This window comes from Sphingomonas sp. (assembly GCF_019749955.1).
In the GTDB taxonomy this organism is placed as follows: Bacteria; Pseudomonadota; Alphaproteobacteria; order Sphingomonadales; family Sphingomonadaceae; genus Sphingomonas.
In genome coordinates this window covers 1-23,634 of record NZ_JAIEPC010000072.1, presented here as the reverse complement: position 1 = coordinate 23,634, position 23,634 = coordinate 1, and the positions used below count along the sequence as shown (strand labels likewise).

Below are 23,634 nucleotides of genomic sequence, written 5' to 3'. Positions count from 1 at the left end.
CCTCACCGTCACCCCGGCCTTGTGCCGGGGGCCACCGGGCAGCCGGACGAGACGCTCAAGTCTCAATCGGCTCACTTGCCGAGGGGTGGGCCCCGGCACGAGGCCGGGGTGACGCGATGGGAGGGCTACGCTAGCTCCGCCCCGCCGGTCGCCACCGCGCGCCGCCCGACCACGCCCTCGAACCGCTCGTGATATTTCGGATGCTCGGTGCCCATCATCCGGTCCCACCAGGTGAAATAGAGCCCGAAATTATAGCGCCCCTCGGTATGGTGCAGGTCGTGGTGCGTCGTCGTCGTCAGCCACCCGGTCAAGCGTGAGCGCGTGAAGCCCGGCCAAGCCAGCTCGAACCCCGAATGACCGAAGACATTGCGCGCAATCTGGTGGCCGAGGAAGATGAACACCGACCACGGCTGAATCGGCGCGACCCAGCTGATCGCGACGAACATGACCGGGATGTAGATGCTTTCGAACACCGCCTCGATCGGTGCGAAGCTGTAGGCGGCCCAACTGGTCGGCGTGCGGCTCAGGTGGTGCGCGGCATGGCCCCGCCGGAACAGCAGCTTCAGGTGCAGCGTGCGGTGCATCCAATAGAACCAGGTGTCGTGCAGCAGCACCATCGCGATGATCTGCGGGACCAGGATCACCAGTTCGGGCGCGCCGCGATTGACCGGGATCCAGCCAGCGCGAAACATCGCGAAGGTCAACAGGTTGACGACGGAGAAGACCGCGATCGTTTCCACCGACTGGCGGAATTCGCGCAACCGCTCAGCCCGTGTCGCCACGCGGTTCTGGATACGGCGATGCGCAATCGCGCGCTGGATGAGCCAATAGAGGATGGCAATCCCCGCCGCCCCGATGATGTAGCGGATGAATTCGATTTCGAAGCTGTGCAGCAGCCGTTCGCCGATCAGAAAAAGCGTTTCGATCACGTCCAATACTCCGTGGAATTACCCGAATCGCTCTATCGTCGACCGATGCTGCGGTCGCGACGTTCCCGCAATAGCCGGATCGATTTCGAAATCGATCAGCTTTTTTCAGCAAAGGCGCGGCGGCGATAGTCGCTCGGCGCCTGTCCGACATCCTCACGAAACGCGCGGTTGAAGGGGGCAAGGCTGCCATAGCCCAGGTCCATCGCAATCGTCAGAATCGGCAGATCGACATGCGCGGGATCGGCCAGCTTCGCCTTGGCTTCGGCGATGCGGTGGTGGTTGAGGAAGGCGGAGAAATTGCGATAGCCGAGCCGCTGGTTGATCAGCGCGCGCAGACGATGCTCGGGTACGCTGAGCCGTTGCGCGAGCAGGCCAATCGTGAGGCCCGTCTCGCGGTGGATGCCGCCCGCCATCACCGCGTCGAGCTTTTGCTTCAACACCTGCTCCGACGGGCTCAGCGTCGGCGCGGGTGGGGTTTCGGCAGGCGCGGCGGGATCGAACAGCAGGTCGGGGTCGCTTTGCAACAGGGCCGCGCCCATCGCCATCGTGGCGAGCAAAATCGCGACCGCCTGCGGCAATGTGACGACCGCGCCAGTATGGCGGAAGCCGAAGATCATCTCGATCACCAGCACCATCACGGCAAGAATGCCGACGACGATCACGAAGCCGACCCGCAGCCGCCGCCGCTTCTCGATCAGATCGTCGCCGCGCTCCTGAAACGCGATCCGCATCGCATGGGCGGTCAGGATCAGCGAGGTGCCGCGCTGGAGCACGCCGAGCCAGAGCCCCAGGCCATTCTCGTCCGGTCCGGCAAGGCCAAAGCCGATCCAGCAACTGACGAGGATGACCACGCTGATCGCCAGTACCCGGCGGTCGATCCGCCGCTCGAACAGCATATGGGCGAACACCCATAGCATCGTCGGCGTCGCTTGCGCCGCCAACTGGACGATCGCCCAGAATGGGCCGCGTTGGGGCAAGCGAACCGGTGTGGCGAGCAGCAGATAGGCGCAGATGCAGACCAGCAACGCGGCCGTCGCGATCCGGATCGCGCGCGGCGCCTTGCCCCGGCCAATCACCAGCGCCATCAGCAGCAACTGGCCGATCGCCAGCAGCCGAATCGCACTGTCGATGATGATCAGCCGCTCCATGGCGGTGCCTTATGCCGGGGGCACACCGGGCCGTCCACGGGGACTGGGAATCGATCGAGGAGAGCGGTAAAGCCTGACGCCATGATCGAGTTCGACCTCAAACCCCTAATTCGACCTTGCGAATTGTTCGACTTTCCGGAGGATCAAAGGCGAATCCCGGAACGGCAGTCGGTGGTCGATCGGGTCCGCGGGTTGGCGATCAGCAAGTGCCTGATTGCCCTGATCGCCGGATTTTTGCTCGCGATACCGGCGACAGCACAGAAGCGGATCGCGCTCAGCTTCGATGACGTGCCGCGCCAGGCCGGCGGCTTCTACACGCCAGAAGACCGTACGACGCGGCTCATCGCTGCGCTACGCAGGGCTCGAGTCCAGCAAGTCGCTTTTTTCGTTACGCCCGGCAATTTGGAAAAGCCGGACGGCAAGGGGGGCGAAGCGCGAATTGCGCGCTATGTTCGCGCGGGCCATGTCATCGGCAATCACAGCTACAGCCACCTCTGGTTATCGCGTACGCCGACATTGGATTATATTGCCGACATCGACCGTGCCGCCGCCTGGCTCAAGGATCGTCCCGGCTATCGCCCTTGGTATCGCTTCCCTTTTCTCGATGAGGGGCGGCGCGATCTTGCCAAGCGCGCCGAAGTTCGCGCGGCTCTTGCGGCACGTGGCCTCGCCAACGGCTATGTGACGATCGACAATTACGACTGGCACATCGATGCGTTGATGACCAAGGCGAGGCAGGCCGGTCAGCAGATCGACATGTCGGCTCTGCGCACCCTCTATGTCGAAACGCTGGTGGGCGCGGCCAACTTCTATGATCGCGTCGCCCTCGACGCGCTCGGTCGCCAGCCCATTCAGATATTGTTGCTCCACGAGACCGACTTGAATGCGATGTTCATCGGCGCCGTCGTTGCGGAGCTGCGCAAGGACGGCTGGGAGATTGTTTCGATGGACGCTGCCTATCGCGATCCGATTGCCACGCGCGAGCCCGATGGCTGGTTCACCAATGGCGGTCGCGTTGCCGCGCTTGCGCAGGATGCCGGACGTACGCCAAGGGATTTGATCGATCCACGCACCGACGAAACAGTCCTCACCGAATTGTTCGCCTCGCGCGTCCTGAAGGGCCAATGATGACCACCCAGTTCGACCTTACCGACGATCAGCGCGAGATTCAGGATCTGGCGCGCAAATTCACCGCCGACCGGATCACGCCGCACGCGGGCGAATGGGACGAAAAGCATATTTTTCCGCGCGATACGATCAAGGCGGCGGCTGAGCTTGGTTTCGCGGCGATCTATGTGTCGGAGGAGTCGGGCGGCATCAATCTCGGTCGGCTCGAAGCCGCGCTGATCATGGAAGCGATGGCCTATGGCTGTCCGTCGACCAGTGCGTTTATCTCCATTCACAACATGGCCGCGTGGATGATTGATCGCTTCGGCAGCCAGACGGTGAAGGACAAATATCTGCCCTCGCTGGTGACGATGGACACGGTCGCGAGCTATTGCCTGACCGAGCCGGGATCGGGCTCGGATGCGGCGGCGCTCAAGACCAAGGCGGTGCTGGACGGCGACCATTATGTCGTCACCGGCACCAAGCAGTTCATCAGCGGCGCGGGCGAGAACGACATTTACGTCACGATGGTCCGCACCGGCGAGGATGGGCCGAAGGGCATTTCGTGCCTCGTCATCGAAAAGGACATGCCGGGCGTGTCGTTCGGCGCGAATGAGCGCAAACTCGGCTGGCATTCGCAGCCGACCCGGCAGGTGATCCTCGAAGAAGTGCGCGTGCCGGTCGAAAACCGCGTCGGCGGCGAAGGCGAAGGGTTCCGGATCGCGATGATGGGGCTCGACGGCGGGCGGCTGAACATCGGTGCTTGCTCGCTCGGTGGGGCGCAACGGTGTCTCGACGAGGCGATCAATTACACCAAGGATCGCAAGCAGTTTGGGACCGCGATCAGCGATTTCCAGAACACCCAGTTCATGCTTGCCGACATGGCGACCGAGTTGGAGGCCGCGCGCGCGCTGCTCTACATGGCCGCCGCCAAGGTGACCGCCAACGCGCCCGACAAGACGCGCTTTGCCGCGATGGCCAAGCGGCTCGCGACCGATACCGGCAGCGCGGTGGTCGACCGCGCGCTGCAATTGCATGGCGGCTATGGCTATCTGATGGATTATCCGATCGAGCGCTTCTGGCGCGACCTGCGGGTGCATTCGATCCTCGAGGGCACCAATCAAGTGATGCGCATGATCGTCGGCCGCGAGCTGACGCGGCAGTGAGGTAAAGAAGTCGGTTCACGCGAAGAGCGCGAAGAGGTTAGTATCGGTCGAGACGCGTAGCTGAATCAATCATCTTGATGCCTGCGGCAGCAAGATGATTACGAACATCTCCGCGCCCTTCTTGTTCTTTGCGCCCTTCGCGTGAACCAATTTTTCTTTTTAACGACTGAGCACGACCAACATGACCACCGACGTCATCATCGACAAGCAAGGCCGTCTCGGTCGCATCCGGCTCAACCGGCCAAAGGCGATCCATGCGCTCAACCACGCGATGTGCGTGGCGATCCTGGGTGCCCTCGCCGAATTCGCGGGCGACGATGATATTGCCGCGGTGGTGTTCGACCATGCGGAAGGGCGCGGCTTCTGCGCCGGTGGCGACATTCGCATGCTTGCGGAAAGCGGGCAGGGCGATGGGTCAGAGGCGCGCGCGTTCTTCCACGCCGAATACCGGATGAACCACGCGCTGTTCACCTATCCCAAGCCGACGATGGCGATCATGGACGGGATCACGATGGGTGGCGGCGTCGGCATTTCGCTGCCCTGCCGCTACCGCGTCGCGACGCAGAATACGCGGTTCGCGATGCCTGAGACCGGGATCGGGCTGTTCCCCGATGTCGGCGGTGGCTGGTATCTGTCGCGGCTCGGCGGCCATGTCGGCATGTATCTCGCGCTCACCGGCGCGCGGCTCGACGGGGCGGAGTGTTTGGCGCTGGGCCTCGCGACGCATTACATGGCGGCCGAAGTCGTGCCGGGCGCGATCGACGCGCTGCACGACAGCACCGACATTTTCGCAACGCTGAAGTCGCTTGGCGTCGGCGCCCCGATCGCCCGCATCGTCGAGGAACGCACGCATATCGAGCGGCTGTTCGGCGGCGAGAGCGTCGCTGCAATCATCGCCGCGATCGAGGCTGATGGCACCGACTGGGCGGCAAAGCAGGCCGCGACGCTGCGCACCAAATCGCCGCTGTCGATGGCGGTCGCTTTCCGCCAGCTCCGCGAAGGCGGCGCGATGCCCGACTTCGCCACCGAGATGGCCCATGAATATGCCATCGGCGCACGCATGGTCCACACCCACGATTTCATCGAAGGCGTGCGCGCGCTCATCGTCGACAAGGATAATGCGCCCGTCTGGGACCCGGCAACGCCCGAAGGGGTAAGCGACGCGATGCTCGACGCGATCTTTGCGGCGATGCCCGAGGGCGCGGGGTGGACGCCCTCCTGACCTTATCCGTCACCCCGGCCTATAGAGAGGTGCCCATGACTTACGAAACGATCCTCGTCGACCACCACGAAGCCGTGACGTTGGTCACGCTCAACCGTCCGCAGGCGCTCAATGCGCTCAACAGCCAGGTGCTTGCCGATCTGATCGCGGCATTTGCCGCCTATGACGCTGATCCGGGGCAGCGCTGTCTGGTCCTCACCGGCTCCGAAAAAGCCTTCGCGGCGGGCGCCGACATCAAGGAAATGTCGGGGCAAGGGTTCGCCGACATGTTCGCCCGCAATTTCTTCGCCGGGTGGGAGCGGGTGACCGCGACGCGCAAACCCTGGATCGCGGCGGTGGCGGGCTATGCGCTCGGCGGCGGGTGCGAAGTCGCGATGATGGCCGATTTCATCATCGCGGGCGACAACGCCAAATTCGGCCAGCCCGAAATCAAGCTCGGTGTCTCGCCCGGGATGGGCGGGTCGCAGCGGCTGACGCGCGCGATCGGCAAGGCCAAGGCGATGGAAATGTGCCTGACCGGGCGGATGATGGACGCGGCAGAAGCGGAGCGATCGGGGTTGGTGGCGCGGGTGGTCCCCGCCGCCGATCTGGTGGCGGAAGCGCTCAAGACCGCCGCCGCGATCGCCGCGATGCCGCCGCTGGCGACGATCGCCAACAAGGAAATGGTCAACGCGGCCTTCGAGACGGGGCTCGCGCAAGGAATCTTGTTCGAGCGCCGCCTGTTCCACGGCCTGTTCGGCACCGAGGACCAGAAGGAAGGCATGGCCGCGTTCGTCGACAAGCGGCCGGGGAACTGGACGGGACGTTGAACCCCCAATCCTCTCCCCCAAAGGGGCGAGGAATATTCTGGAGAGTAACATGGCGCGTATCGGTTTTATCGGGCTCGGCAATATGGGCGGCGGGATGGCGGCGAACCTCGCGAAGGCGGGGCATGACGTGCGCGCGTTCGATCTGTCCGCCGATGCGCTTGCGAAGGCCAAGAGCGCCGGTTGCCTGCCGATGGAAAGCGCCGCAGCCGCCGCCGAAGGGGCGGAGGCGATCGTGACGATGCTGCCGGCCGGGGCGCATGTCGAAGCCACCTATGAAGACGCGCTGTTCGGTACGGCCACCCCCGGCGCGCTGCTGATCGATTGCTCGACGATCGATGTCGCCACCGCCAAGCGCGTCGCCGAAGCCGCCGCCGCCAAGGGGCTGGTCGCGGTCGACGCGCCGGTGTCGGGCGGGATTGCGGCGGCCAATGCGGGCACGCTGACCTTCATGGTCGGCGGCAGCGACGAAGCCTACGCACGCGCTGCGACAATCCTCGGGGAAATGGGCAAGGCCGTCATCCGTGCGGGCGCGAACGGCGCGGGGCAGGCGGCGAAGATCTGCAATAACATGTTGCTCGGCGCGTCGATGGTCGCGACCTGCGAAGCCTTTCTGCTCGCGGACAAGCTCGGGCTGGAGGCGCAGCGCTTCTACGACATCGCCAGCGTCTCGTCCGGGCAGAGCTGGTCGATGACGAGCTATTGCCCGGTCCCCGGCGTCGGCCCCGACACCCCCGCCGACCGCGATTATCAAGGCGGTTTCGCGGTCGCGCTGATGCTCAAGGACCTGAAGCTTGCCGCGCAAGCCGCCGCTGAGACGGGCGCACAAACGCCGATGGGCGCGCGGGCGGCTGAACTCTATCAGGCGTTTGCCGATGCGGGACAGGCCGGGCTCGACTTTTCGGGCATCATCAAGATGCTGGGCGATACCCCGTCCGCCTAGGCGACGCTTGCCCCAGCCCGCAAAGCCGGTAATCGTGGTCGCCAAAGGGAGACGGGGATGGCGACGATTGCGGCGAATGACGATCTGAGCGCGCCGAGCGCGCACGACATCCGACTCATCATCACCGCATCGTCGCTCGGCACGATCTTCGAATGGTATGATTTCTTCATCTACGGCACGCTGGCCGCAAGCGGCATCATCGGTCGCACCTTCTTTCCGGCGGGCAATGAAGTCGTCCAGACCCTGCTGGCGTGGGCGGGCTTCGCCGTCGGCTTCGGCTTCCGACCCCTTGGCGCCGTCGTGTTCGGCTATCTCGGCGATCGGCTCGGGCGCAAATACACCTTTCTCGTCACCATCACCTTGATGGGCGTGGCGACCGCCGGGGTCGGCTTCGTGCCCTCGGCAGCGTCAATCGGACTGGCGGCGCCCGCGATCATTCTGGTGCTGCGCATCCTGCAAGGACTGGCGCTCGGCGGCGAATATGGGGGTGCTGCCATCTATGTCGCCGAACATGCCCCGCCCGGCAAAAGCGGCTTCTACACCAGCTTCATCCAGGCAAGCGTCGCGGGCGGCTTCATTCTGTCGCTGATCGTCGTGCTGCTGGTGAAGGGCGTGCTGCCCGATGCCGTGTGGCAGGACTGGGGCTGGCGCATCCCCTTCATTTTCAGCATCGTCCTGCTCGCGGTGTCGCTGTGGATGCGTTTCAAGCTCTCCGAAAGCCCGGTGTTCAAGGCGATGAAGTCGAGCGGGGAGACCGCGCGCAACCCGTTCGTCGAAAGCTTCACCTATCCGGGCAACCTCAAGCGGCTGTTCGTGGCGCTGTTCGGAATCGCTGCCGGGCTGACGGTGATCTGGTATACATCGATGTTCACCGTGCTTGCCTTCTTGCAAGGGCCGATGCGGGTCGATGACACCGCGGCGCAGCTGATCGTTGGCGTCGGCGCGGCGGCGGGACTCGGCTGGTTCATCCTGTTCGGCTGGCTGTCCGATCGCGTTGGGCGCAAGCTGCCGATTGTCGTCGGCTATGCATTAACGCTGGTGATGCTGTTCCCGTTGTTCTGGGTGATCGGTGCGGCGGCCAATCCGGGGCTCGCAAGCGCCGCCCGCGAGATGCCGGTGATCGTGTCGGGGCCGCACTGCGCCTATAGCCCGTTCGCGCAGAAGCAGACCGATACCTGCGGCAAGCTGCTCGATCTGCTGTCGAAGAAGGGCGTGGCCTATAGCACGTCGATGGCCCCGGCGACGGCGGTCAGCATCGGCGGGCAAGCGGTGCACGGCGACACGCCCGAAGCGCTTGAAGCAGCACTGGTCGCGAGTGGCTATAATCTGGGCAAGGTAGTGCCGTCGCCGGGCAATATCGCGCTGATCCTGTTGTGCATCATCCTGCTGACCGGGCTCGCGGGCCTCACTTATGGACCGGTTGCGGCCTTGCTCAGCGAACTCTTCCCGCCGCGCATCCGCTATAGTTCGATGTCGATCCCCTATCACATCGGCACCGGCTATTTCGGTGGTTTTCTGCCGTTTATCAGCCAGTATATCGTCGCGCGCACGGGCAATCCCTATGGCGGGCTGTGGTACACGCTGGGGGTGGTGCTGATGGCGCTGGTGGTGACGGTGGTGATGCTGCCGGGCGGCAAGCGGCACGAGCATCGCGGCTAGCATCGACGCGGCGCGCGCGGTAGGCGCTTGGCCGATGATCAGCCCGCTTCGCCTGCGCCTTGATGCCGCCGCCCTGACCCGCAACTGGCAGACGCTGGCGCGGATGAGCGGGCGCGCCGCGTGCGGGGCGGCGGTTAAAGCCAATGGCTATGGGCTGGGCGCCAGCGATGTGGTCGTGCGGCTCGCAGCGGCGGGGTGTCGGGACTTTTTCGTCGCGACCTGGGCCGAAGCGGCGGTAATTGCCCCGCTCGGGGGCGTCGTCTCGGTACTCCACGGGGTGCGCGCTGAAGACATGGACGCAGCGCGGTCGCTGGCAGGGGTGCGACCGGTGCTCAGCAGCGCGGCGCAGGTCGCGCGGTGGCAGGCGGCGGGCGGGGGGCTGTGCGATGTGATGGTCGATACCGGCATGAACCGGCTGGGGGTATCGGCGGAGGAGATTCGCGGCGGGCTGCTCGATGGTCTGGCGGTCGAGACGCTGATGAGCCACCTCGCCTGCGCCGATGAGGATGTCGCGATGAACGCCGCGCAGCGGGACGCGCTGGTGGGCATCGCTGATCGCGTGACGGCGCGGCGGTTGAGCCTCGCCAATTCGGCAGGCATTGCGCTGGGGCCTGATTACGCGTTTGATCTGACGCGGCCAGGGCTCGCGCTGTACGGTGGCGTTCCGCGCGGCGAGTTCGCCGGGCAGATCGCGCAGGTCGCGACGCCCGAAGCACAGATACTCCAGCGGCGCATGCTGCGCGGCGGCGACACGATCGGCTATAACGCCACCTTCACCGCGCCGCACGACCTGCCGGTCGCGATCCTCAACATCGGTTATGCCGACGGCTATTGGCGCGGCTTTTCCGGGGTCGGCACGGCGCGTGTTGATACAGCGATCCTGCCGGTGATCGGGCGGGTGTCGATGGATTTGGTGGCGATCGATATCAGCGCCGCGCCCGCGCTCGGCGAAGGCGACTGGGTCGCGCTCGACTATGATCTGCCCGAAGCGGCGGCGCGCTCGGGCGTGTCGCAGTACGAACTACTGACCGGGCTGGGCGCACGATTCAAGCGGGTGTGGTGCTAAGCGATTAGCCCGTGCTGAACGGGTCTGGGATCACCGACGGGCAAAAGCACGATTCGAACACCGTGGCGCGTACAACTGTCACAATCATTCAAAGACTGTGGCGTGAGCGCCACAGTCTGCGCAAAAATGGCGTTTCTGTAATAAAATGGTCGCAGGGCTGATTTTTGCTTGCCTATAACGGTAGCCTGAATTCCAAAAGATCAGGAGCAACAAACATGAAACTTCAGCTACTTGGGCGCGTGTCGATTCTGGCAGTGCTGGCCGCCTCATTCCCTGCGGTCTCGATGGCGCAAACCGCCCCGAAGCCTGCGGCCGCCGAGCAGGCCGATGAAACAAAGCCGGATGAGCCCGCAGATAACTCCCGGCCCGAAGATGTCGTCGTCACGGGTTCGCGCGTGCAGCTTCGCGACGTGCGCCGCAGCGAGCCGACGATCACCACGGTCAACCAAGAATATTTGAGTGATCGGAACCTGACCAACGTCGCCGACGCACTGAATGAAATTCCCGGTATCCGCGGCAGCGTAACGCCCGCGGGCGCCCAGGGCGGTTTCGGCCAGGCCGTCAATTTCATCAACATCGGTGGCCTTGGGTCGAACCGGACGTTGACGCTGATCAACGGCCAGCGTGTTGTGTCGTCAAACGTCAGCAGCTTGTTCAGCCAGGGTGCTGCAGGTCAGCAGGTCGATGCCAACATCATTCCATCGGCACTGACAAAACAAGTCGACATCGTTCTTGTCGGCGGCGCGCCGGTTTATGGTTCGGACGCAATTGCCGGAACGGTCAATTACATCCTCGACACCCGCTTCAAGGGGCTGCGCACTTATGCGCTGGCCGGCGTGACTGAACGCGGCGATGGATTCCGGTATAATGCCAACCTGACCTTCGGTCGTGATTTCGCGGAAGGTCGCGGCAATTTCACCTTCTCGTACACGCGCGATTCGCAGCAGGGCGTGCTTTCCAATAGCCGCGACTTCATCCTTGATGATGTCGGCGGTGCAACCAACCCGACGGCGGCACAGGCCGCAGGGTTGGGCCGTGCGGCCGGGATTACCGCGTTGAATGACGGTCGCTTGAACACCGGCATCGGCTTCGATGTCGGCACGGCCGACGACAATATTCCGGGTACGGTCCAGGTTCGGAACCTCACCATCTCGTTCCTGACGCCAGGCGGGTTGATTACGGCAGCGAATTCGCCAACCAATGCTTCGCTGGCCAATGTAATCCGTAACTTCCAGTTCGACGCCAGCGGTAATGTTGTGCCGTTCAATCGCGGCATTCCGTTCGTCGGCATTAACTCAAGCGGTGGCGATGGCTTCAAGTTCAGTGATTACGCCCAGATCACCAGCGATCTGGTTCGCGATATCTTTAACGGCTATCTGTCGTTCAAGGTAACGCCGTCGATCGAGCTTTTTGCCGAGGGCACCTATTATCGTGCCTATGGCAACGAACTGGTCCAGCAGCCAACCTTCAACAGCAGCTTGTTTGCCGGATCCAGCGGCCCGCTTGTTTTTGACGTCAATAGCGCTTTCCTGACGCCGCAAGCCCGTACGACGCTGCAGTCGTTGAATGTCAATACGTTCCAGGTGTCGCGTGCTTCGTCGGATCTTGCCGACGTCACCGGCTTTTCGAATATCGAGCTGTACCGCTTCGTCGGTGGTGTTAAAGGCGACTTCTCGCTCTTTGGCCGTTCGTTCAACTACAGCGTGATCGGCAATTACGGCCGTACCAGCATCATCGATGGCGGCCAGGACTTGAACCGTCAGAATTTCGTCAACGCGGTGAACGTCACCACCAACGCTGCCGGACAGGTTGTCTGCACCGCAACGCCGACCCGCAACGTCACACCCGGCTTTACGCCTGTCGCCGATGCTGCGTGCCGCCCGCTCAACCTGTTGGGTTTTGGTCGTGCCGATCCTGCAGCGCGCTCATATGTCATTCAAAACTTCGATACGCGGAGCTTGATCGAGCAATATGACTTTCAGGCTAACTTGAACGGCAAGTTGTTCAAGATTTTCGGAAACGAAACCGGCTTCAACATTGGGTACGAGCATCGCGAGGAGTTTGGCGCGTTCACCCCCTCTACCTTCCAACAACAGGGGCTTGGACGAGCAGCCGCGATCCAGCCCGTTTCGGGTAACTTCAAGCTCAATGAAGTCTATGGTGAAGTCACGCTGCCGATTATTACGCCCAAGAATGACCTCTGGTTCTTGAATCAGTTCCAGGTTTTTGGTCGTGGTCGTTATGTCGACAACACCGTCAATGGCGGCTTCTTTTCGTGGGCTGCTGGTGGCTTGATTGCGCCGACGCGGGATATCGCTATCCGTGGCAATTACACCCGCTCGTTCCGCGCGCCAGCCATTACCGAGCTGTTCCTGCCGGTGTCGAATGCGTTCAGCGCCGTCCCGGATTTGTGTTCGCCCGCCAATATCAATGCTGGCGCGGCCCCGGCAATTCGCAATCGTAACTGCACCGCATTCCTGCGTGCATTCCCGAACGCCACACCGCTTGATGCGGCATCGGCAACCGTGCCGTCCCGGAGCAGCGGCAATCCGAACCTCCAGAATGAAATTGCCGATAGCTTCACTTACGGTGTTGCCATCACGCCTCGCTGGCTCAGAGGTTTCACGCTTGAGGTTGACTATATCAACATCAAGATTTCCAACCCGATCGCGAACCTTGCGGTCGCAGCGATCAACACTGCCTGTTTCGACAATCCCAACTTCAATCTTGACGATCCCGCAAATGGCAATGCGTTCTGCTCGCGCATCGGGCGTTATGCCCAAGGCCAGGGTGGCGTGGCTGCCAATGGCGGCAATCGGGGTGGTCAGGTTATCGTCGATCCGGTCAATCCGGCGGTGGTTGCCGGGTTTATCAATGGTAACCGTATTTTCTACGATGGTATTCAGGCACGCGCGACCTATGGATCGAAGCTTTCAGGTCTTGGTCTGCCCGGCGCGGTTTCGCTCCGTGGTGACTTTACCTATGTTCGGACCAGAATCAACGACATCACGGGCGTTGCGCCAGTCCGTACCGACGGGGTTATTGGCGATCCGACGTTGCAAGGTCAGGTGAACTTCAGCTATAATGTCGCAGACTTTGGCTTTAACATGTCGGCCAATTATATCGGTGAGCAACTGTTTTCGCGCGTTACCCGTGGCCCGGGTTTCCGTGAAGTCGACAAGCTCGAATCCTACTGGATTTTCAACCCGAACATCTACTTCAATGTCGACAAGCGTTTCCGGCTGAACTTCGCGATCTCCAACCTGACCAATTATCAGGGTCAGCGTTATTTCGGCTTCATCCTGCCCGCATCGAACGGGGCCGATCAGCTTGGTCGCCGCTTCACGGTCAGCGTGCAGGGCAAGTTCTAAACCGGTTTGAACATATCCATCGACATGCAAATGCCGCCTGAAGCAATTCAGGCGGCATTTGTTTTAGTTTACCGGTGCCGAAAATTGGGCTTGGCGCTCACCGCTCGACGCAGACGGCGATGCCCATGCCGCCGCCGATGCACAGGGTCGCGAGGCCCTTCTTCGCGTCGCGGCGCGCCATTTCATAGAGCAGGGTGGTCAGCAGCCGCGCGCCCGATGCGCCGATCGGGTGGCCAATCGCGATCGCGCCGCCGTTGACGTTGATCTTGCTCGTATCCCAGCCGAGTTCCCTGTTCACCGACATCGCCTGCGCGGCGAAAGCCTCGTTCGATTCGATCAGGTCGAGGTCGCCGATCGCCCAGCCGGCCTTCTCCAGCGCGCGCTTGACGGCGGGGACGGGGCCAATGCCCATGATCGAGGGATCGACGCCCGCCGATGCCCAGCTCGCGATCCGTGCGAGGATCGGCATGCCGCGCTTCTCGGCCTCTTCGCGGCTGGTGATGACGAGCGCGGCGGCGCCGTCGTTGAGGCCGCTCGCATTGGCAGCAGTGACGGTGCCGTCCTTCTTGAACGCAGGCTTCAGCCCCGACACGCCGTCGATTGTCACGCCGTCGCGGATATATTCGTCGGTATCGACGATCGTGTCGCCCTTGCGGCCCTTGATGGTCACGGCGGCGATCTCATCCTTGAAGCGGCCTTCGGCGCGCGCGGCGGAGGCTTTGTTCTGCGACGCGACCGCGAAGTCGTCCTGCTCGCCGCGCGTCACCTGATATTGCTCGGCGAGATTTTCGGCCGTGATGCCCATGTGATAACCGTTGAAAACGTCGATCAACCCGTCCTTGATCATCGTGTCCGTGAGGCTCAGATCGCCCATCTTGGTGCCGCCGCGCAGGAATTGGGCGTGCGGGGCAAGGCTCATCGATTCCTGCCCGCCTGCAACCACGATCGTCGCGTCGCCGCTCGCAATCGCCTGATAGGCAAGCGCGACCGCGCGCAGACCCGATCCGCAGACCTGGTTGACGCTCCACGCCGGGATTTCCTTCGGCACGCCGGCCGCCATCGATGCCTGCCGCGCCGGGTTCTGCCCCTGGGCCGCCGTGAGCACCTGGCCGAGAATGACTTCGGACACATCGGCGCCGGTGATCCCCGCCTGCGCCATCGCCGCTTCGATCGCGACGCGACCGAGTTCATGCGCGGGCGTTGACGCGAAGGCGCCGAGGAAGCTGCCCACCGGGGTGCGCTTGGCGGCGGTGATGACGATATCGGTCATGGCGTCGGTCATGGGGGAGTCTCCTGCAGGCGGGTTATATTTGGTGCCTGTCTAGCCCCGGCGGCGCGGCTAATCCAGTCGGCAAGTGGCGTCCAAAGCTGTGGGTGCGCACTGCTGCCGACCATCATCCCGACATGTCCGGCGCGCAGGTCGTGGCGCTCGGCAAAGCCTGCTGCACTTGCGCTCGGCACGATCCGGTCCGTCGTCGAGACGAAATCGATCGTCGGGCAATCGAGCGCGCACGGATCGATCATCTTCCCGTTCACCCGCCACGCGCCCGACCCCGGCAAGTCGCGGTCAAAAAAGTCGAACATCTGCGCCCCCGCCGCATAGGTCAGCGGCGCCCCACCATTGGCCCAGTCCTCAAGCGCGACGAAGGTCGTCGCCGGTCCGCTGCCGGTCGCCATCGACGCGAACGCTTCATATTTGGCGATGGTGCGCGCGGGGTCGAGCGACCAGAAGGCGCTTTGCAGCACTTCCATCGGGACCAGTCCGATGCTGCGGCAGACCGGCTCGGCAGCCGCCCAGAGCGCAGCAATCCGCGCGCGCGCCGCATCGCCGAACCCCGTGAAGCGCCACGGCGCGGCAATCATCGCGAGCCCGCGCACCGGCATCAGGCTGGCGGCAGCAACCGCCATCGTGCCGCCCAGGCAATAGCCGACCAGCACCGGCGGCACGTCGAGCATTTGGGCCAGTGGCACCAGCCGTTCGGTGACGTGGTGACTAATGTCCTGGTCGCGCTCAGCCGCGTCGGGTGTGCCCCAATCGAGCAGCAACACGCGGTGCCCCTGCGACGCCAGCCAGCGCAGCAATGACCGCTCGGGCGCGAGATCGAGAATGAACGGCGGGTTGATCAGCGAGGGGATGAACAGCACCGGTACCCCCGCGCCGCCATAATCGCGCAGGCTCGCGCGGCCGGCGCGGTGAAGAACCGGCGGCATGATGCGCGGCGCGCCGCGGCAGGCAGCTTGATAAGCGGCGAGCCCCGCCAGTGCTGCGGCGCGGCGCGATGGCGCGCCCTCGGTCTCGCGCGTCAAGAGTTCCAAAAACAACGGCAAAGGCCGGGGGCCGTGTTGCAGTGCCGCATCAAATGGTGGTAGAGCCGCTTCATTCACGCGCGAGGGCCTCCCCCATGAAAAAAACGTCTCCCGATGGCGTCGTCATTATCAAGAAATACGCGAATCGCCGCCTCTATAATACCGAGACGTCGTCCTACATTACACTCGAACATCTCGCCGCGATGACGCGTGAGGGGCGCGACTTCAAGGTCGTCGATGCCAAGACCGATGACGACATCACGCATAATGTGCTGACGCAAATCATCATGGAAGAGGAATCGCGCGGGCAGACGATGCTGCCGGTCAATTTCCTGCGCCAGCTGATCTCGATGTACGGCGATTCGATGCAGGCAATGGTGCCGGGCTATCTCGAAGCATCGATGGAGGGCTTTCGCCGCAACCAGGCGCAGTTCAAATCGGCGGTCGAAGGGGCGTTCGCGCATTCACCCTTCGCCGAAATCGCCAAGCGCAACATGGAAATGTTCGAAGCCGCCACCGCCGCGTTCAAGCCGCCGGTCCCCGGCGCGCCCGCGAGCAAGGACGACGAGATTGCCGCGCTGAAGGCCGAACTCGCCAAGCTCCACGAAAAGGTCGAGAAACTCGGCGAGTGAGACTGGCTTGATTGCCTGCAAACCGCTGCCCGTTTGTTTCGAGCCCCGTTTGTTTCGAGCCCCGTTTGTTTCGAGCCCCGTTTGTTTCGAGCTCCGTTTGTTTCGAGCGAAGTCGAGAAACAGGCCGCAAGCGGCGCGGCATATCATCCGTGTCTCGACGTCGCTCGACACTAACGGGCAGGGGTGGGACTCAATCTAAGCCGTCCCACCCCGGACGCCCTCAGCGCTTCGGCTTCACGAACTTCAGCGTCATCCGGTCGCTTTCGCCGATCGCGGCATAGCGCGCGCGGTCCTTGTCGGCTTCGGCATAGTTGGGCGGCAGCGTCCAGACGCCCTTGGGATAGTCATGCGCATCCTTGGGGTTGGCGTTGACCGCGCTTTCGCCGACCAGCTTGAACCCCGCCTTGGTGGCAAAGGCGATGACTGACGATCGCTTCATGTAACCGCTCTTGGCTTCGGTGATGCCCTTGGCGTCTTCGGGCAAGTGATGCTCGACCACGCCAAGCGTGCCGCCGGGCTTGAGCATCGCGAACATCTGGTCAAACGCGGCTTGCGTCTGGTCGGTCGCGCCAAAGCTCCAGTTATGGACGTTGCGAAACGTCAGCACGACATCGGCGCTGCCGGCGGGAACGGGGTCGGCGGCGGTGCCCGCCGGGAAGGTCGCGAACTTGATCTTGCCATAGACGCCCGGATTGGCCGCCATCAGCTTCTGCACCCCGGTGCGTGCCCGTTCGCCGGGAGCGGCGGCGATATAGCTGCCCTTGGCCAGATAGGGCGCGAGAATTTCGGTGTACCAGCCGCCTGCGGGCCAGATTTCGACCACGGTGTCGGTGGGCTTCACCCCGAAAAAGGCCAGCGTTTGTGCGGGGTGGCGATATTTGTCGCGCAGCACATTGGCGGGCGTGCGCGAAGGGGCGGCAATCGCTGCACGCAGCGCGGGCGAGGGCTGCGGCGTCTCGGCGACGAGCGCGGTCGCGCCCGCCAGCGCAACAAGGGCGAGCGGAGCGATCAGATAGCGGCGCATTGGCATCTCCTAATGAGTCAGGACTGCGCGCGTTTTGGCTGGCCCCGCGCGCCGATGCAAGCGGGGCTTTGGCCTCAGTGGCGCAGCGGCAAGTCGCGGCGCAGATAGACCAGCGTGCGGTAATTTTCGCGGGGGGTCGAAAACACGACGCGATAATCGCGCGCGAGCACCGGGCGCAACTCGGCCACGCTTGCCGGGTTCCAGATCGCTAGCCGCCGCGTCGACGACAGGATCACCGGCGGGCGATGGCTAAGGATGCGGCGAACCTCGGCCGCCTCGTCGATGCCGGTCGCGCCTTGCTCGGTAGTGTAGGCCAGCAAATTGGGGAAGGCATAGGCGGTCGGCAGGCAGCTATCCGCCAGCCGATAGGTAATCGTGTCGCCGATGAAGACATAGGGGCACGCGCCCCGGCTGTTGAGCGCCACCAACCGCGCCACGGCGCGCGCGCCGGGGGCATCGTTCGGGCGGATCGCGCCGCGCACGAGCAGGATCGCGAGGCCGATCGCAAGCGCGCGCCCTGCGATGCGCCAGCCCCGCCCCAGCGTCGGTGCGGCGAGCATCGCAAAGGGCGCAACCAGCGGCAGCGCATAATGGTCGAAAAACGTGCCGATCGCGGCAAAGCCCGTCACCGCCGAGGCGGTCCATAGGCTCGCCAGCCATGTCTCACGCGACTGCGGGCCGCGCGAGCGCGCGCTCCATCCGTAGATGCCCGCGACGATCAGCGGCAGGAGCTGCGCGAAAATGCCGAGCAGGCGCATCAGCAATTGCTCGATCGGATAGCCCGGTCGCAGGAAGATCGAGGTGACGTTCGCGAACCAGAAAGCGTCCACGGCACGTCCGCCCAGACCTTGATAGAAACCGGTCACGACCAGGCTCGGCGCAGCACCGATCGCCATCCACAGCAGCGCCGCCGATCCCGTCAACGCCAGCGACGCTCGGGCACGCCTGAGATACCAAATATGCGCGAGGCCGAAGAACGCCCCCTCAAACACCGGGGTGTATTTGATCTGGATTGCCAACCCCGCGAGCAGGCAGACCGCCGCGCCGCTCGCCATGACCGCGCCCACCGCGCGCCGATCCGCCAAACGCGGCAAGCGCAGCACGAGCAGGATCGCGGCCGTCATCAGCAGATTGTAGAACACCGGCGATTGCCCGCCGCGCCCGCCGAGCAGCGACACCCAGATCAGATACGCGCCTCCCGCCGCCAGCGCCCCCAGCGGCGCCGCGCCGATCATCCTTGCCCCGCGCCACACGCACCACGCGGTCGCCGCCGCAAACGCCGTGGCCACCAGCTGATAAGCGAGGATACCGTCGCCCGGCAGCAGGCGAATGCCCGCAAAAATCAGGAACAGCCCGATCGGCTTGCGGTCCCAAATGTCGACATAGGGCAGCGCGCCGTGCAGCATGCGATCACCGACGAGCAGATAATATTGCTCATCGACATGGATCACCGGATTGCCGAAATCCCAGCACCGCAGCGCGAGCGCGGCAAGCGCCAGCAGCAGCGCGGCGGAAGTATGCCTTGATGCAATCACTCTCGATCCGTTTGTGCTGAGCTCGTCGAAGCACCGTATTTCTGTTGCGACGCCGCCGCGAAAGAAAAACAGCGCTTCGACGAGCTCAGCGCGAACGGGGTGGGGGTATGTCGCGACAAACCAACTCGTGTCCTAGTAAAATCGCTTGAGCGTCAGCTGCCGCGTTGCGCCGTCGCACAGGCCAAAGGCCACCACTCGCCCCGGCGTGCCGATCGACCAGCCGGCGAGGCGACTGCGCGCATAATCGGCGCTGATCGGTGCGCCGTCGATCGCGCAAATCTGGTCGCCGTCGCGCCAGCCGCTTGCCTCAGCGGGGCTGCTGCGCATCACATGGAGCACCCGCAGCCGGTTGCCCTCAGCGCGGGTCAGTAGCCCGCTGGTCGAGCGCAGCGGCGGCACGTCGGCCGCTGGGCCGGGGCTCAAGACCATCCGCCCCGCCCCGGGATCGAGCAGCACATGATAGCGTTCGAGCAGCCCCGATCCGATCCGCCCGGCCGCGCCGATCGTCTGCGAAAAGCCGCCGGCGGGCTCGATCCGCAGTTCGACCTCGCGCGCGTCGACGCGGCCGATTGCGATCTGCGGGACGATCGCCATCGTGCTCACCTGGGCGCCGCCCAGACCATAGGCAATCGTGCTGGTGGTCGGCAGCGCGCTCGGCCGCGTCGCCTGCCACGCCGATTGCGACAGCGTCACCGCGCTGCCGTCGCCGGTGTCGACCACAATCGGCCGCAGCCGCTGGCCGCTGAACGTCAGCTCGGTCACATAGACCTGCGCTTCGGGCGAGACGCGCAGCGGGGCGGTTTCGCCACGAAACGGCAGCCGCCCCGACGGCAGCAAGCGAAACCGCCGCGCGGCATAATCAATCTCGAGCGCATAGGCGGCGAGCAGATCCTGCCCGACGAGCAGATCGGGCCCTTGCGCTTCGCCAATCGCGCTCGCTGGGAGCGCCGTGACGGTAATGCCGCCGCCGCGCCGGTCGAGCGCGCCGAACGCGATGCTGCGCGTCGTCGCCCAACCGAACGGCACTTGCCCGCCGATCGCCCGCGCCATCCCGCGCGACTGGACTTTCAGCTTGGCGAGCGCGGCGAAACGCGGCGAGGTCACCGACGCGGTCACGCCGGTGTCGAGCACCGCGACGGCAGCGACGCCGTTCACATAAGCGGTGAAGCGGATCTGGTTCCCCGGCGTGACATCGAACGCCACCCAGCGCGCTTCGGCATCATCGGCCAGCGTCGCGATTCCCGTGCCGGGCATCAGCGCAGCGGCAGGGCCGAACATCAGGGCAAGAGCAAGCAGGAAAGCGCGCATCGCCCGTACAGCGATACCGCGATCGTCAGGGTAAAGAAATGCTTAGCGCGCGTGGTTAGCGTGCCGGGGTGGGAAGGGGTGTTAGTTCGAACCCACTCCCACCGTTCGTGTCGAGCGAAGTCGAGACACGGGAAACGGGCGTGTCGCTTGTGGCCGGCCCCCCGACTGCGCTCGGGACCAACGGAGTAGCAGGCGAAACCGCCTTAAAGGCACGCCTCAAGATACGCCTGATCGAACCCATATTGCCGCGCTTTTTCGAGCGTGTAGGGGCGCAGGCCCATCGCGCGATATTCGCCGATGATCTTGCCGTCGGCGCTCTCGTCGAGATACTCGAACTTGAACAGCTCCTGCGTGACGATCACCGGGCCTTCCATGCCGATCACTTCGGTGATGTTGGTCACCCGGCGCGAACCGTCGCGCAGGCGCTTCACCTGCACGATCAGATCGACCGAATCGGCGATCTGGCGGCTAATGGCTTCCTTGGGCATTTTGATGTCGCCCATCATCACCATGTTTTCCATACGCCCCAGGCACTCGCGCGGGGAGTTGGCGTGGAGCGTACACATTGATCCATCGTGGCCGGTGTTCATCGCGGCGAGCAAGTCGAAACATTCGGAGCCGCGAATTTCGCCCAGGATGATCCGGTCAGGCCGCATACGCAGCGCGTTCTTCACCAGATCGCGGATCGTGATTTCGCCCTGGCCTTCAAGGTTCGGCGGGCGCGTTTCGAGCGGCAGCCAGTGCGGCTGCTGCAAGCGTAGTTCGGCCGCGTCCTCGATCGTCAGCACGCGCTCGCCGGGGTCGATCATCTTCGACAGCGCGTTGAGCATCGTCGTCTTGCCCGAGCCGGTACCGCCCGAGATGACGACGTTGAAGCGGCACGCGCCCGCAATCTTGAGCGCCGTCGCCATCTTCGGACTCATCGAGCCAAAGCCCGCCATCATGTCGATCGTGATCGGCTTGGCCGAGAATTTACGAATCGAGATCGCCGTGCCCTTCAGCGACAGCGGGGGCACGATCACGTTGACGCGGCTGCCGTCCTTCAGGCGGGCGTCGGCGAGCGGCGTGGTCTGGTCGACGCGGCGGCCGACCGAGTTGCAGATGCGCTGCGCAATCTGGAACAGATGTTCCTCGTCGCGGAACTGGATGTTGGCGAGGGTGAGCTTGCCCTTTTGTTCGATATAGGTCTGGTCAGGGCCATTGACCATGATGTCCGAAATCGTCGGATCGCTCAGCAGCTCTTCCAATGGCCCGAGCCCGAGCAGCTCGTCGACCAGCACTTTTTCGAGCGCGAATTGCTCGCGGCGGTTGAGCGTCAGCTTCAACTCGGCGAGCACTTCGCCGATGATCGGGCGGAATTCCTCGGCCAGTTCGTCCTTGTTGAGCGTGGCGGCGGCTTCGGGATCGACACGTTCGAGCAGGCGCGGCAGCACCTGTTCCTTGATCTTGTGGATCGAGGTTTCGAAGCCTTCCATCTTCGACTGGCCGGCTTCGCCCGACGACGCCTGACGCTCGGCGAGGCGCGCCATCGCGTCGAGCGTGCTGTCGGGCATCGTGCTATCGCCGCCGATTTCCGGCATCATGTTGGGCAGTGGCGGAAATTGTTCGCCGCCTTCATCAGGGCGTGCAGGGCCACTGCCCTGCATCGGCTTGGCAACGCCAAATGCCGGACGCGGGGAACCCGCTCCACTGCCTGCGCCACTACGTCGCCCGAATGCGCTCATGCCCAAACCACCCTCTTATTCGGGAAGGTGGATAGCGCGGGAAGCTTTTATAATTTCCTAACCACAGGCGGGCGTTGTCGCGGGCCGGGAAGGGCGTTAGCCGACCTGTTCGGCCAGGATCGTCAGCCCGCGCGCGTTGACTTCGGCAAAGCCGCCCTTGATCGCGACGACTTCGGGTGTGGCTTTGTCGGTCGCGTAGATCTGGATCGTGCCATCGCGCACGGTCGACATGACGGGGGCATGGCCTGCGAGCACGCCGAAATCGCCCTCGGTGCCGGGGACGACGACCATATACACGTCCTCGTTACGGACGAGCTTTTCAGGCGTGACGAGTTCGAAGTGGAGCGACATGACTATTTTCCAGTGTCGTATTGGGCGGTGGCAACTATCTGAACGCGATCCGTTCGATCTCCCGCTTTGCTTGATCGAGTTAGAATCAAAGACAGCTTGGGATCGCGCAGGCTCTGGTAGTACGTCGTGAGCAGGTTACCCTTTACATCAGTCCGTACGACATTCCAGTGTCTGAGAAATTCGGCTGAGGTCTGAGCCTTCACGACACTGGGCTGAAGATCGAAGGGGCCGCCTCCCGATAAATGGCAGACCGGGAGCTCGTCCGATGTGGTGACGAAGACACCGCCACCGCCAATCGGTACACGCCAATGGTGCATTGCCCTGCGAAACTGCGGAGGCGGCAAGGCGACGTCTGGAAGACTTGATTGGGGTACCAATCCGCGCGAACCAAGACCAGTCTTCGCCGGAAACTGGGTAACCCCGTCCACCCATGATGAAGGGTTGAGAACCCATTCTTCACAGGTCGCAATTGCGGTAACGACCGCCGCGCTGGCATCCAACTCTGTCGGCGGCGCAGATGTTGCGGCGGCGATCGCGATCGCCGCGATCGTCGCCCCGAACATCAAGCTTCCTGCGCCATCTTCTCGGCTTTGGCGATGGCTTCGTCGATGCCGCCGACCATGTAGAAGGCGCTTTCGGGCAGGCTGTCGTGCTTGCCTTCGACGACTTCCTTGAACGACTTCACCGTGTCTTCGAGCTGGACGAACTTGCCCGGAATGCCGGTGAAGACTTCGGCGACGTGGAACGGCTGGCTGAGGAAGCGCTGGATTTTCCGCGCACGCGACACGGTCAGCTTATCCTCTTCGCTCAGCTCGTCCATGCCGAGGATGGCGATGATGTCCTGCAGCGACTTGTACTTCTGGAGCGTCGACTGGACCGCGCGGGCGGTGTCGTAATGCTCCTGCCCGACAACGCGGGGTTCGAGCACGCGGCTGGTCGAGTCGAGCGGATCGACCGCCGGGTAGATGCCGAGTTCCGAAATCGCGCGGTTGAGCACGGTCGTCGCGTCCAAGTGCGCGAACGAGGTGGCCGGCGCCGGATCGGTCAAATCGTCGGCGGGGACGTAGATCGCCTGGACGCTCGTGATCGAGCCCTTGTTGGTCGAGGTGATGCGTTCCTGCAGCGCGCCCATGTCGGTCGACAAGGTCGGCTGATAGCCCACCGCCGACGGGATGCGCCCGAGCAGCGCCGACACTTCCGACCCGGCCTGCGTAAAGCGGAAGATGTTGTCGACGAAGAACAGCACGTCCTGGCCTTCGACATCGCGGAAATATTCGGCGATCGTCAGGCCCGAGAGCGCGACGCGCGCGCGCGCGCCCGGCGGCTCGTTCATCTG

The 23,634-nt window shown here is 63.8% G+C and carries 20 protein-coding genes; 9 read left to right on the top strand and 11 right to left on the bottom strand.

The annotated features are described in order from the left end of the window. Positions 1 to 125: 125 nt before the first annotated feature. Positions 126 to 929: a sterol desaturase family protein gene (locus K2W81_RS13310; protein ID WP_294105077.1), complete on the bottom strand. Its 804-nt coding sequence runs from the start codon at positions 927 to 929 to the stop codon at positions 126 to 128. A gap of 95 nt (positions 930 to 1,024) precedes the next feature. Then, positions 1,025 to 2,077 (bottom strand): helix-turn-helix domain-containing protein, encoded by a 1,053-nt coding sequence (locus tag K2W81_RS13305; protein WP_294105075.1) that lies wholly within the window; start codon positions 2,075 to 2,077, stop codon positions 1,025 to 1,027. A gap of 171 nt (positions 2,078 to 2,248) precedes the next feature. Here K2W81_RS13305 and K2W81_RS13300 point away from each other — a divergent pair, with 171 nt between their 5' ends. The 8 genes from K2W81_RS13300 (at position 2,249) to K2W81_RS13265 (ending at position 13,417) form a co-directional block, all read left to right on the top strand. Beyond that, positions 2,249 to 3,205, top strand: a complete 957-nt coding sequence (locus tag K2W81_RS13300) for a polysaccharide deacetylase family protein (protein WP_294105073.1) — start codon at positions 2,249 to 2,251, stop codon at positions 3,203 to 3,205. Further along, a complete protein-coding gene (locus K2W81_RS13295) occupies positions 3,205 to 4,350 on the top strand; it encodes an acyl-CoA dehydrogenase family protein (protein WP_294105071.1) in 1,146 nt (381 codons plus the stop codon). Before K2W81_RS13300 ends, K2W81_RS13295 begins: the two co-directional genes overlap by 1 nt. A 181-nt stretch (positions 4,351 to 4,531) precedes the next feature. Next, positions 4,532 to 5,572: an enoyl-CoA hydratase/isomerase family protein gene (locus K2W81_RS13290; RefSeq protein WP_294105069.1), complete on the top strand. Its 1,041-nt coding sequence runs from the start codon at positions 4,532 to 4,534 to the stop codon at positions 5,570 to 5,572. Between the two features lie 35 nt (positions 5,573 to 5,607). After that, complete coding sequence (locus K2W81_RS13285) at positions 5,608 to 6,381, top strand: enoyl-CoA hydratase (RefSeq protein WP_294105067.1); 774 nt, start codon at positions 5,608 to 5,610, stop codon at positions 6,379 to 6,381. A 37-nt stretch (positions 6,382 to 6,418) separates the two neighbouring features. Then, the gene (gene mmsB, locus K2W81_RS13280) at positions 6,419 to 7,321 is read left to right on the top strand and encodes a 3-hydroxyisobutyrate dehydrogenase (RefSeq protein ID WP_366932258.1); all 903 of its coding nucleotides are present in this window, start codon (positions 6,419 to 6,421) and stop codon (positions 7,319 to 7,321) included. 57 nt (positions 7,322 to 7,378) lie between these two features. Beyond that, entirely contained in the window at positions 7,379 to 8,980 is a 1,602-nt protein-coding gene (locus K2W81_RS13275) for an MFS transporter (RefSeq protein ID WP_294105063.1), read from the top strand. Between the two features lie 34 nt (positions 8,981 to 9,014). Continuing rightward, positions 9,015 to 10,046, top strand: a complete 1,032-nt coding sequence (locus K2W81_RS13270) for an alanine racemase (protein ID WP_294105060.1) — start codon at positions 9,015 to 9,017, stop codon at positions 10,044 to 10,046. A gap of 215 nt (positions 10,047 to 10,261) precedes the next feature. Then, positions 10,262 to 13,417: a TonB-dependent receptor gene (locus K2W81_RS13265; RefSeq protein WP_294105059.1), complete on the top strand. Its 3,156-nt coding sequence runs from the start codon at positions 10,262 to 10,264 to the stop codon at positions 13,415 to 13,417. A 97-nt stretch (positions 13,418 to 13,514) separates the two neighbouring features. Here K2W81_RS13265 and K2W81_RS13260 read toward each other — a convergent pair whose 3' ends face one another. Both K2W81_RS13260 and K2W81_RS13255 read right to left on the bottom strand, forming a co-directional pair. Continuing rightward, a complete protein-coding gene (locus K2W81_RS13260; RefSeq protein ID WP_294105105.1) occupies positions 13,515 to 14,687 on the bottom strand; it encodes an acetyl-CoA C-acetyltransferase in 1,173 nt (390 codons plus the stop codon). A gap of 8 nt (positions 14,688 to 14,695) precedes the next feature. Next, positions 14,696 to 15,739 (bottom strand): alpha/beta fold hydrolase, encoded by a 1,044-nt coding sequence (locus K2W81_RS13255; RefSeq protein ID WP_294105058.1) that lies wholly within the window; start codon positions 15,737 to 15,739, stop codon positions 14,696 to 14,698. 80 nt (positions 15,740 to 15,819) lie between these two features. Here K2W81_RS13255 and phaR point away from each other — a divergent pair, with 80 nt between their 5' ends. Beyond that, on the top strand, positions 15,820 to 16,356 hold the full coding sequence (phaR, locus tag K2W81_RS13250) for a polyhydroxyalkanoate synthesis repressor PhaR (RefSeq protein ID WP_294105056.1): 537 nt from the start codon (positions 15,820 to 15,822) through the stop codon (positions 16,354 to 16,356). 220 nt (positions 16,357 to 16,576) lie between these two features. Here the strand turns inward: phaR and K2W81_RS13245 are convergent, their stop codons facing one another. From K2W81_RS13245 to atpD, 7 genes are all read right to left on the bottom strand, one after another. Continuing rightward, positions 16,577 to 17,380, bottom strand: coding sequence for a methyltransferase type 11 (locus tag K2W81_RS13245; RefSeq protein WP_294105053.1), 804 nt, complete (start codon positions 17,378 to 17,380; stop codon positions 16,577 to 16,579). Between the two features lie 74 nt (positions 17,381 to 17,454). Next, complete coding sequence (locus tag K2W81_RS13240) at positions 17,455 to 18,915, bottom strand: hypothetical protein (protein WP_294105051.1); 1,461 nt, start codon at positions 18,913 to 18,915, stop codon at positions 17,455 to 17,457. A gap of 132 nt (positions 18,916 to 19,047) precedes the next feature. After that, positions 19,048 to 20,223, bottom strand: coding sequence for an aspartyl protease family protein (locus K2W81_RS13235; protein WP_294105049.1), 1,176 nt, complete (start codon positions 20,221 to 20,223; stop codon positions 19,048 to 19,050). A 203-nt stretch (positions 20,224 to 20,426) separates the two neighbouring features. Further along, positions 20,427 to 21,947, bottom strand: a complete 1,521-nt coding sequence (locus tag K2W81_RS13230; RefSeq protein ID WP_294105047.1) for a CpaF family protein — start codon at positions 21,945 to 21,947, stop codon at positions 20,427 to 20,429. A 96-nt stretch (positions 21,948 to 22,043) separates the two neighbouring features. Continuing rightward, positions 22,044 to 22,298, bottom strand: coding sequence for an ATP synthase F1 subunit epsilon (locus K2W81_RS13225; RefSeq protein WP_294105045.1), 255 nt, complete (start codon positions 22,296 to 22,298; stop codon positions 22,044 to 22,046). Between the two features lie 2 nt (positions 22,299 to 22,300). Beyond that, on the bottom strand, positions 22,301 to 22,861 hold the full coding sequence (locus K2W81_RS13220) for a hypothetical protein (protein WP_294105043.1): 561 nt from the start codon (positions 22,859 to 22,861) through the stop codon (positions 22,301 to 22,303). After that, on the bottom strand, positions 22,861 to 23,634 hold a 774-nt coding region (gene atpD, locus K2W81_RS13215), incomplete at its 5' end, for a F0F1 ATP synthase subunit beta (protein WP_294105041.1). The genes atpD and K2W81_RS13220, both read right to left, overlap by 1 nt.

What these genes read in the sequence shown, in the direction of transcription:
- K2W81_RS13270 (WP_294105060.1), top strand. Translation starts at nt 9,015, where the DNA reads ATGATCAGCCCGCTTCGCCTGCGCCTTGATGCCGCCGCCCTGACCCGC.
- K2W81_RS13265 (WP_294105059.1), top strand. Translation starts at nt 10,262, where the DNA reads ATGAAACTTCAGCTACTTGGGCGCGTGTCGATTCTGGCAGTGCTGGCC.
- K2W81_RS13235 (WP_294105049.1), bottom strand. Translation starts at nt 20,223, where the DNA reads ATGCGCGCTTTCCTGCTTGCTCTTGCCCTGATGTTCGGCCCTGCCGCT.
- K2W81_RS13305 (WP_294105075.1), bottom strand. Translation starts at nt 2,077, where the DNA reads ATGGAGCGGCTGATCATCATCGACAGTGCGATTCGGCTGCTGGCGATC.
- K2W81_RS13260 (WP_294105105.1), bottom strand. Translation starts at nt 14,687, where the DNA reads ATGACCGATATCGTCATCACCGCCGCCAAGCGCACCCCGGTGGGCAGC.
- K2W81_RS13285 (WP_294105067.1), top strand. Translation starts at nt 5,608, where the DNA reads ATGACTTACGAAACGATCCTCGTCGACCACCACGAAGCCGTGACGTTG.
- K2W81_RS13290 (WP_294105069.1), top strand. Translation starts at nt 4,532, where the DNA reads ATGACCACCGACGTCATCATCGACAAGCAAGGCCGTCTCGGTCGCATC.
- K2W81_RS13245 (WP_294105053.1), bottom strand. Translation starts at nt 17,380, where the DNA reads ATGCGCCGCTATCTGATCGCTCCGCTCGCCCTTGTTGCGCTGGCGGGC.
- K2W81_RS13225 (WP_294105045.1), bottom strand. Translation starts at nt 22,298, where the DNA reads ATGTCGCTCCACTTCGAACTCGTCACGCCTGAAAAGCTCGTCCGTAAC.
- K2W81_RS13295 (WP_294105071.1), top strand. Translation starts at nt 3,205, where the DNA reads ATGACCACCCAGTTCGACCTTACCGACGATCAGCGCGAGATTCAGGAT.
- K2W81_RS13220 (WP_294105043.1), bottom strand. Translation starts at nt 22,861, where the DNA reads ATGTTCGGGGCGACGATCGCGGCGATCGCGATCGCCGCCGCAACATCT.
- phaR (WP_294105056.1), top strand. Translation starts at nt 15,820, where the DNA reads ATGAAAAAAACGTCTCCCGATGGCGTCGTCATTATCAAGAAATACGCG.
- K2W81_RS13275 (WP_294105063.1), top strand. Translation starts at nt 7,379, where the DNA reads ATGGCGACGATTGCGGCGAATGACGATCTGAGCGCGCCGAGCGCGCAC.
- K2W81_RS13230 (WP_294105047.1), bottom strand. Translation starts at nt 21,947, where the DNA reads ATGAGCGCATTCGGGCGACGTAGTGGCGCAGGCAGTGGAGCGGGTTCC.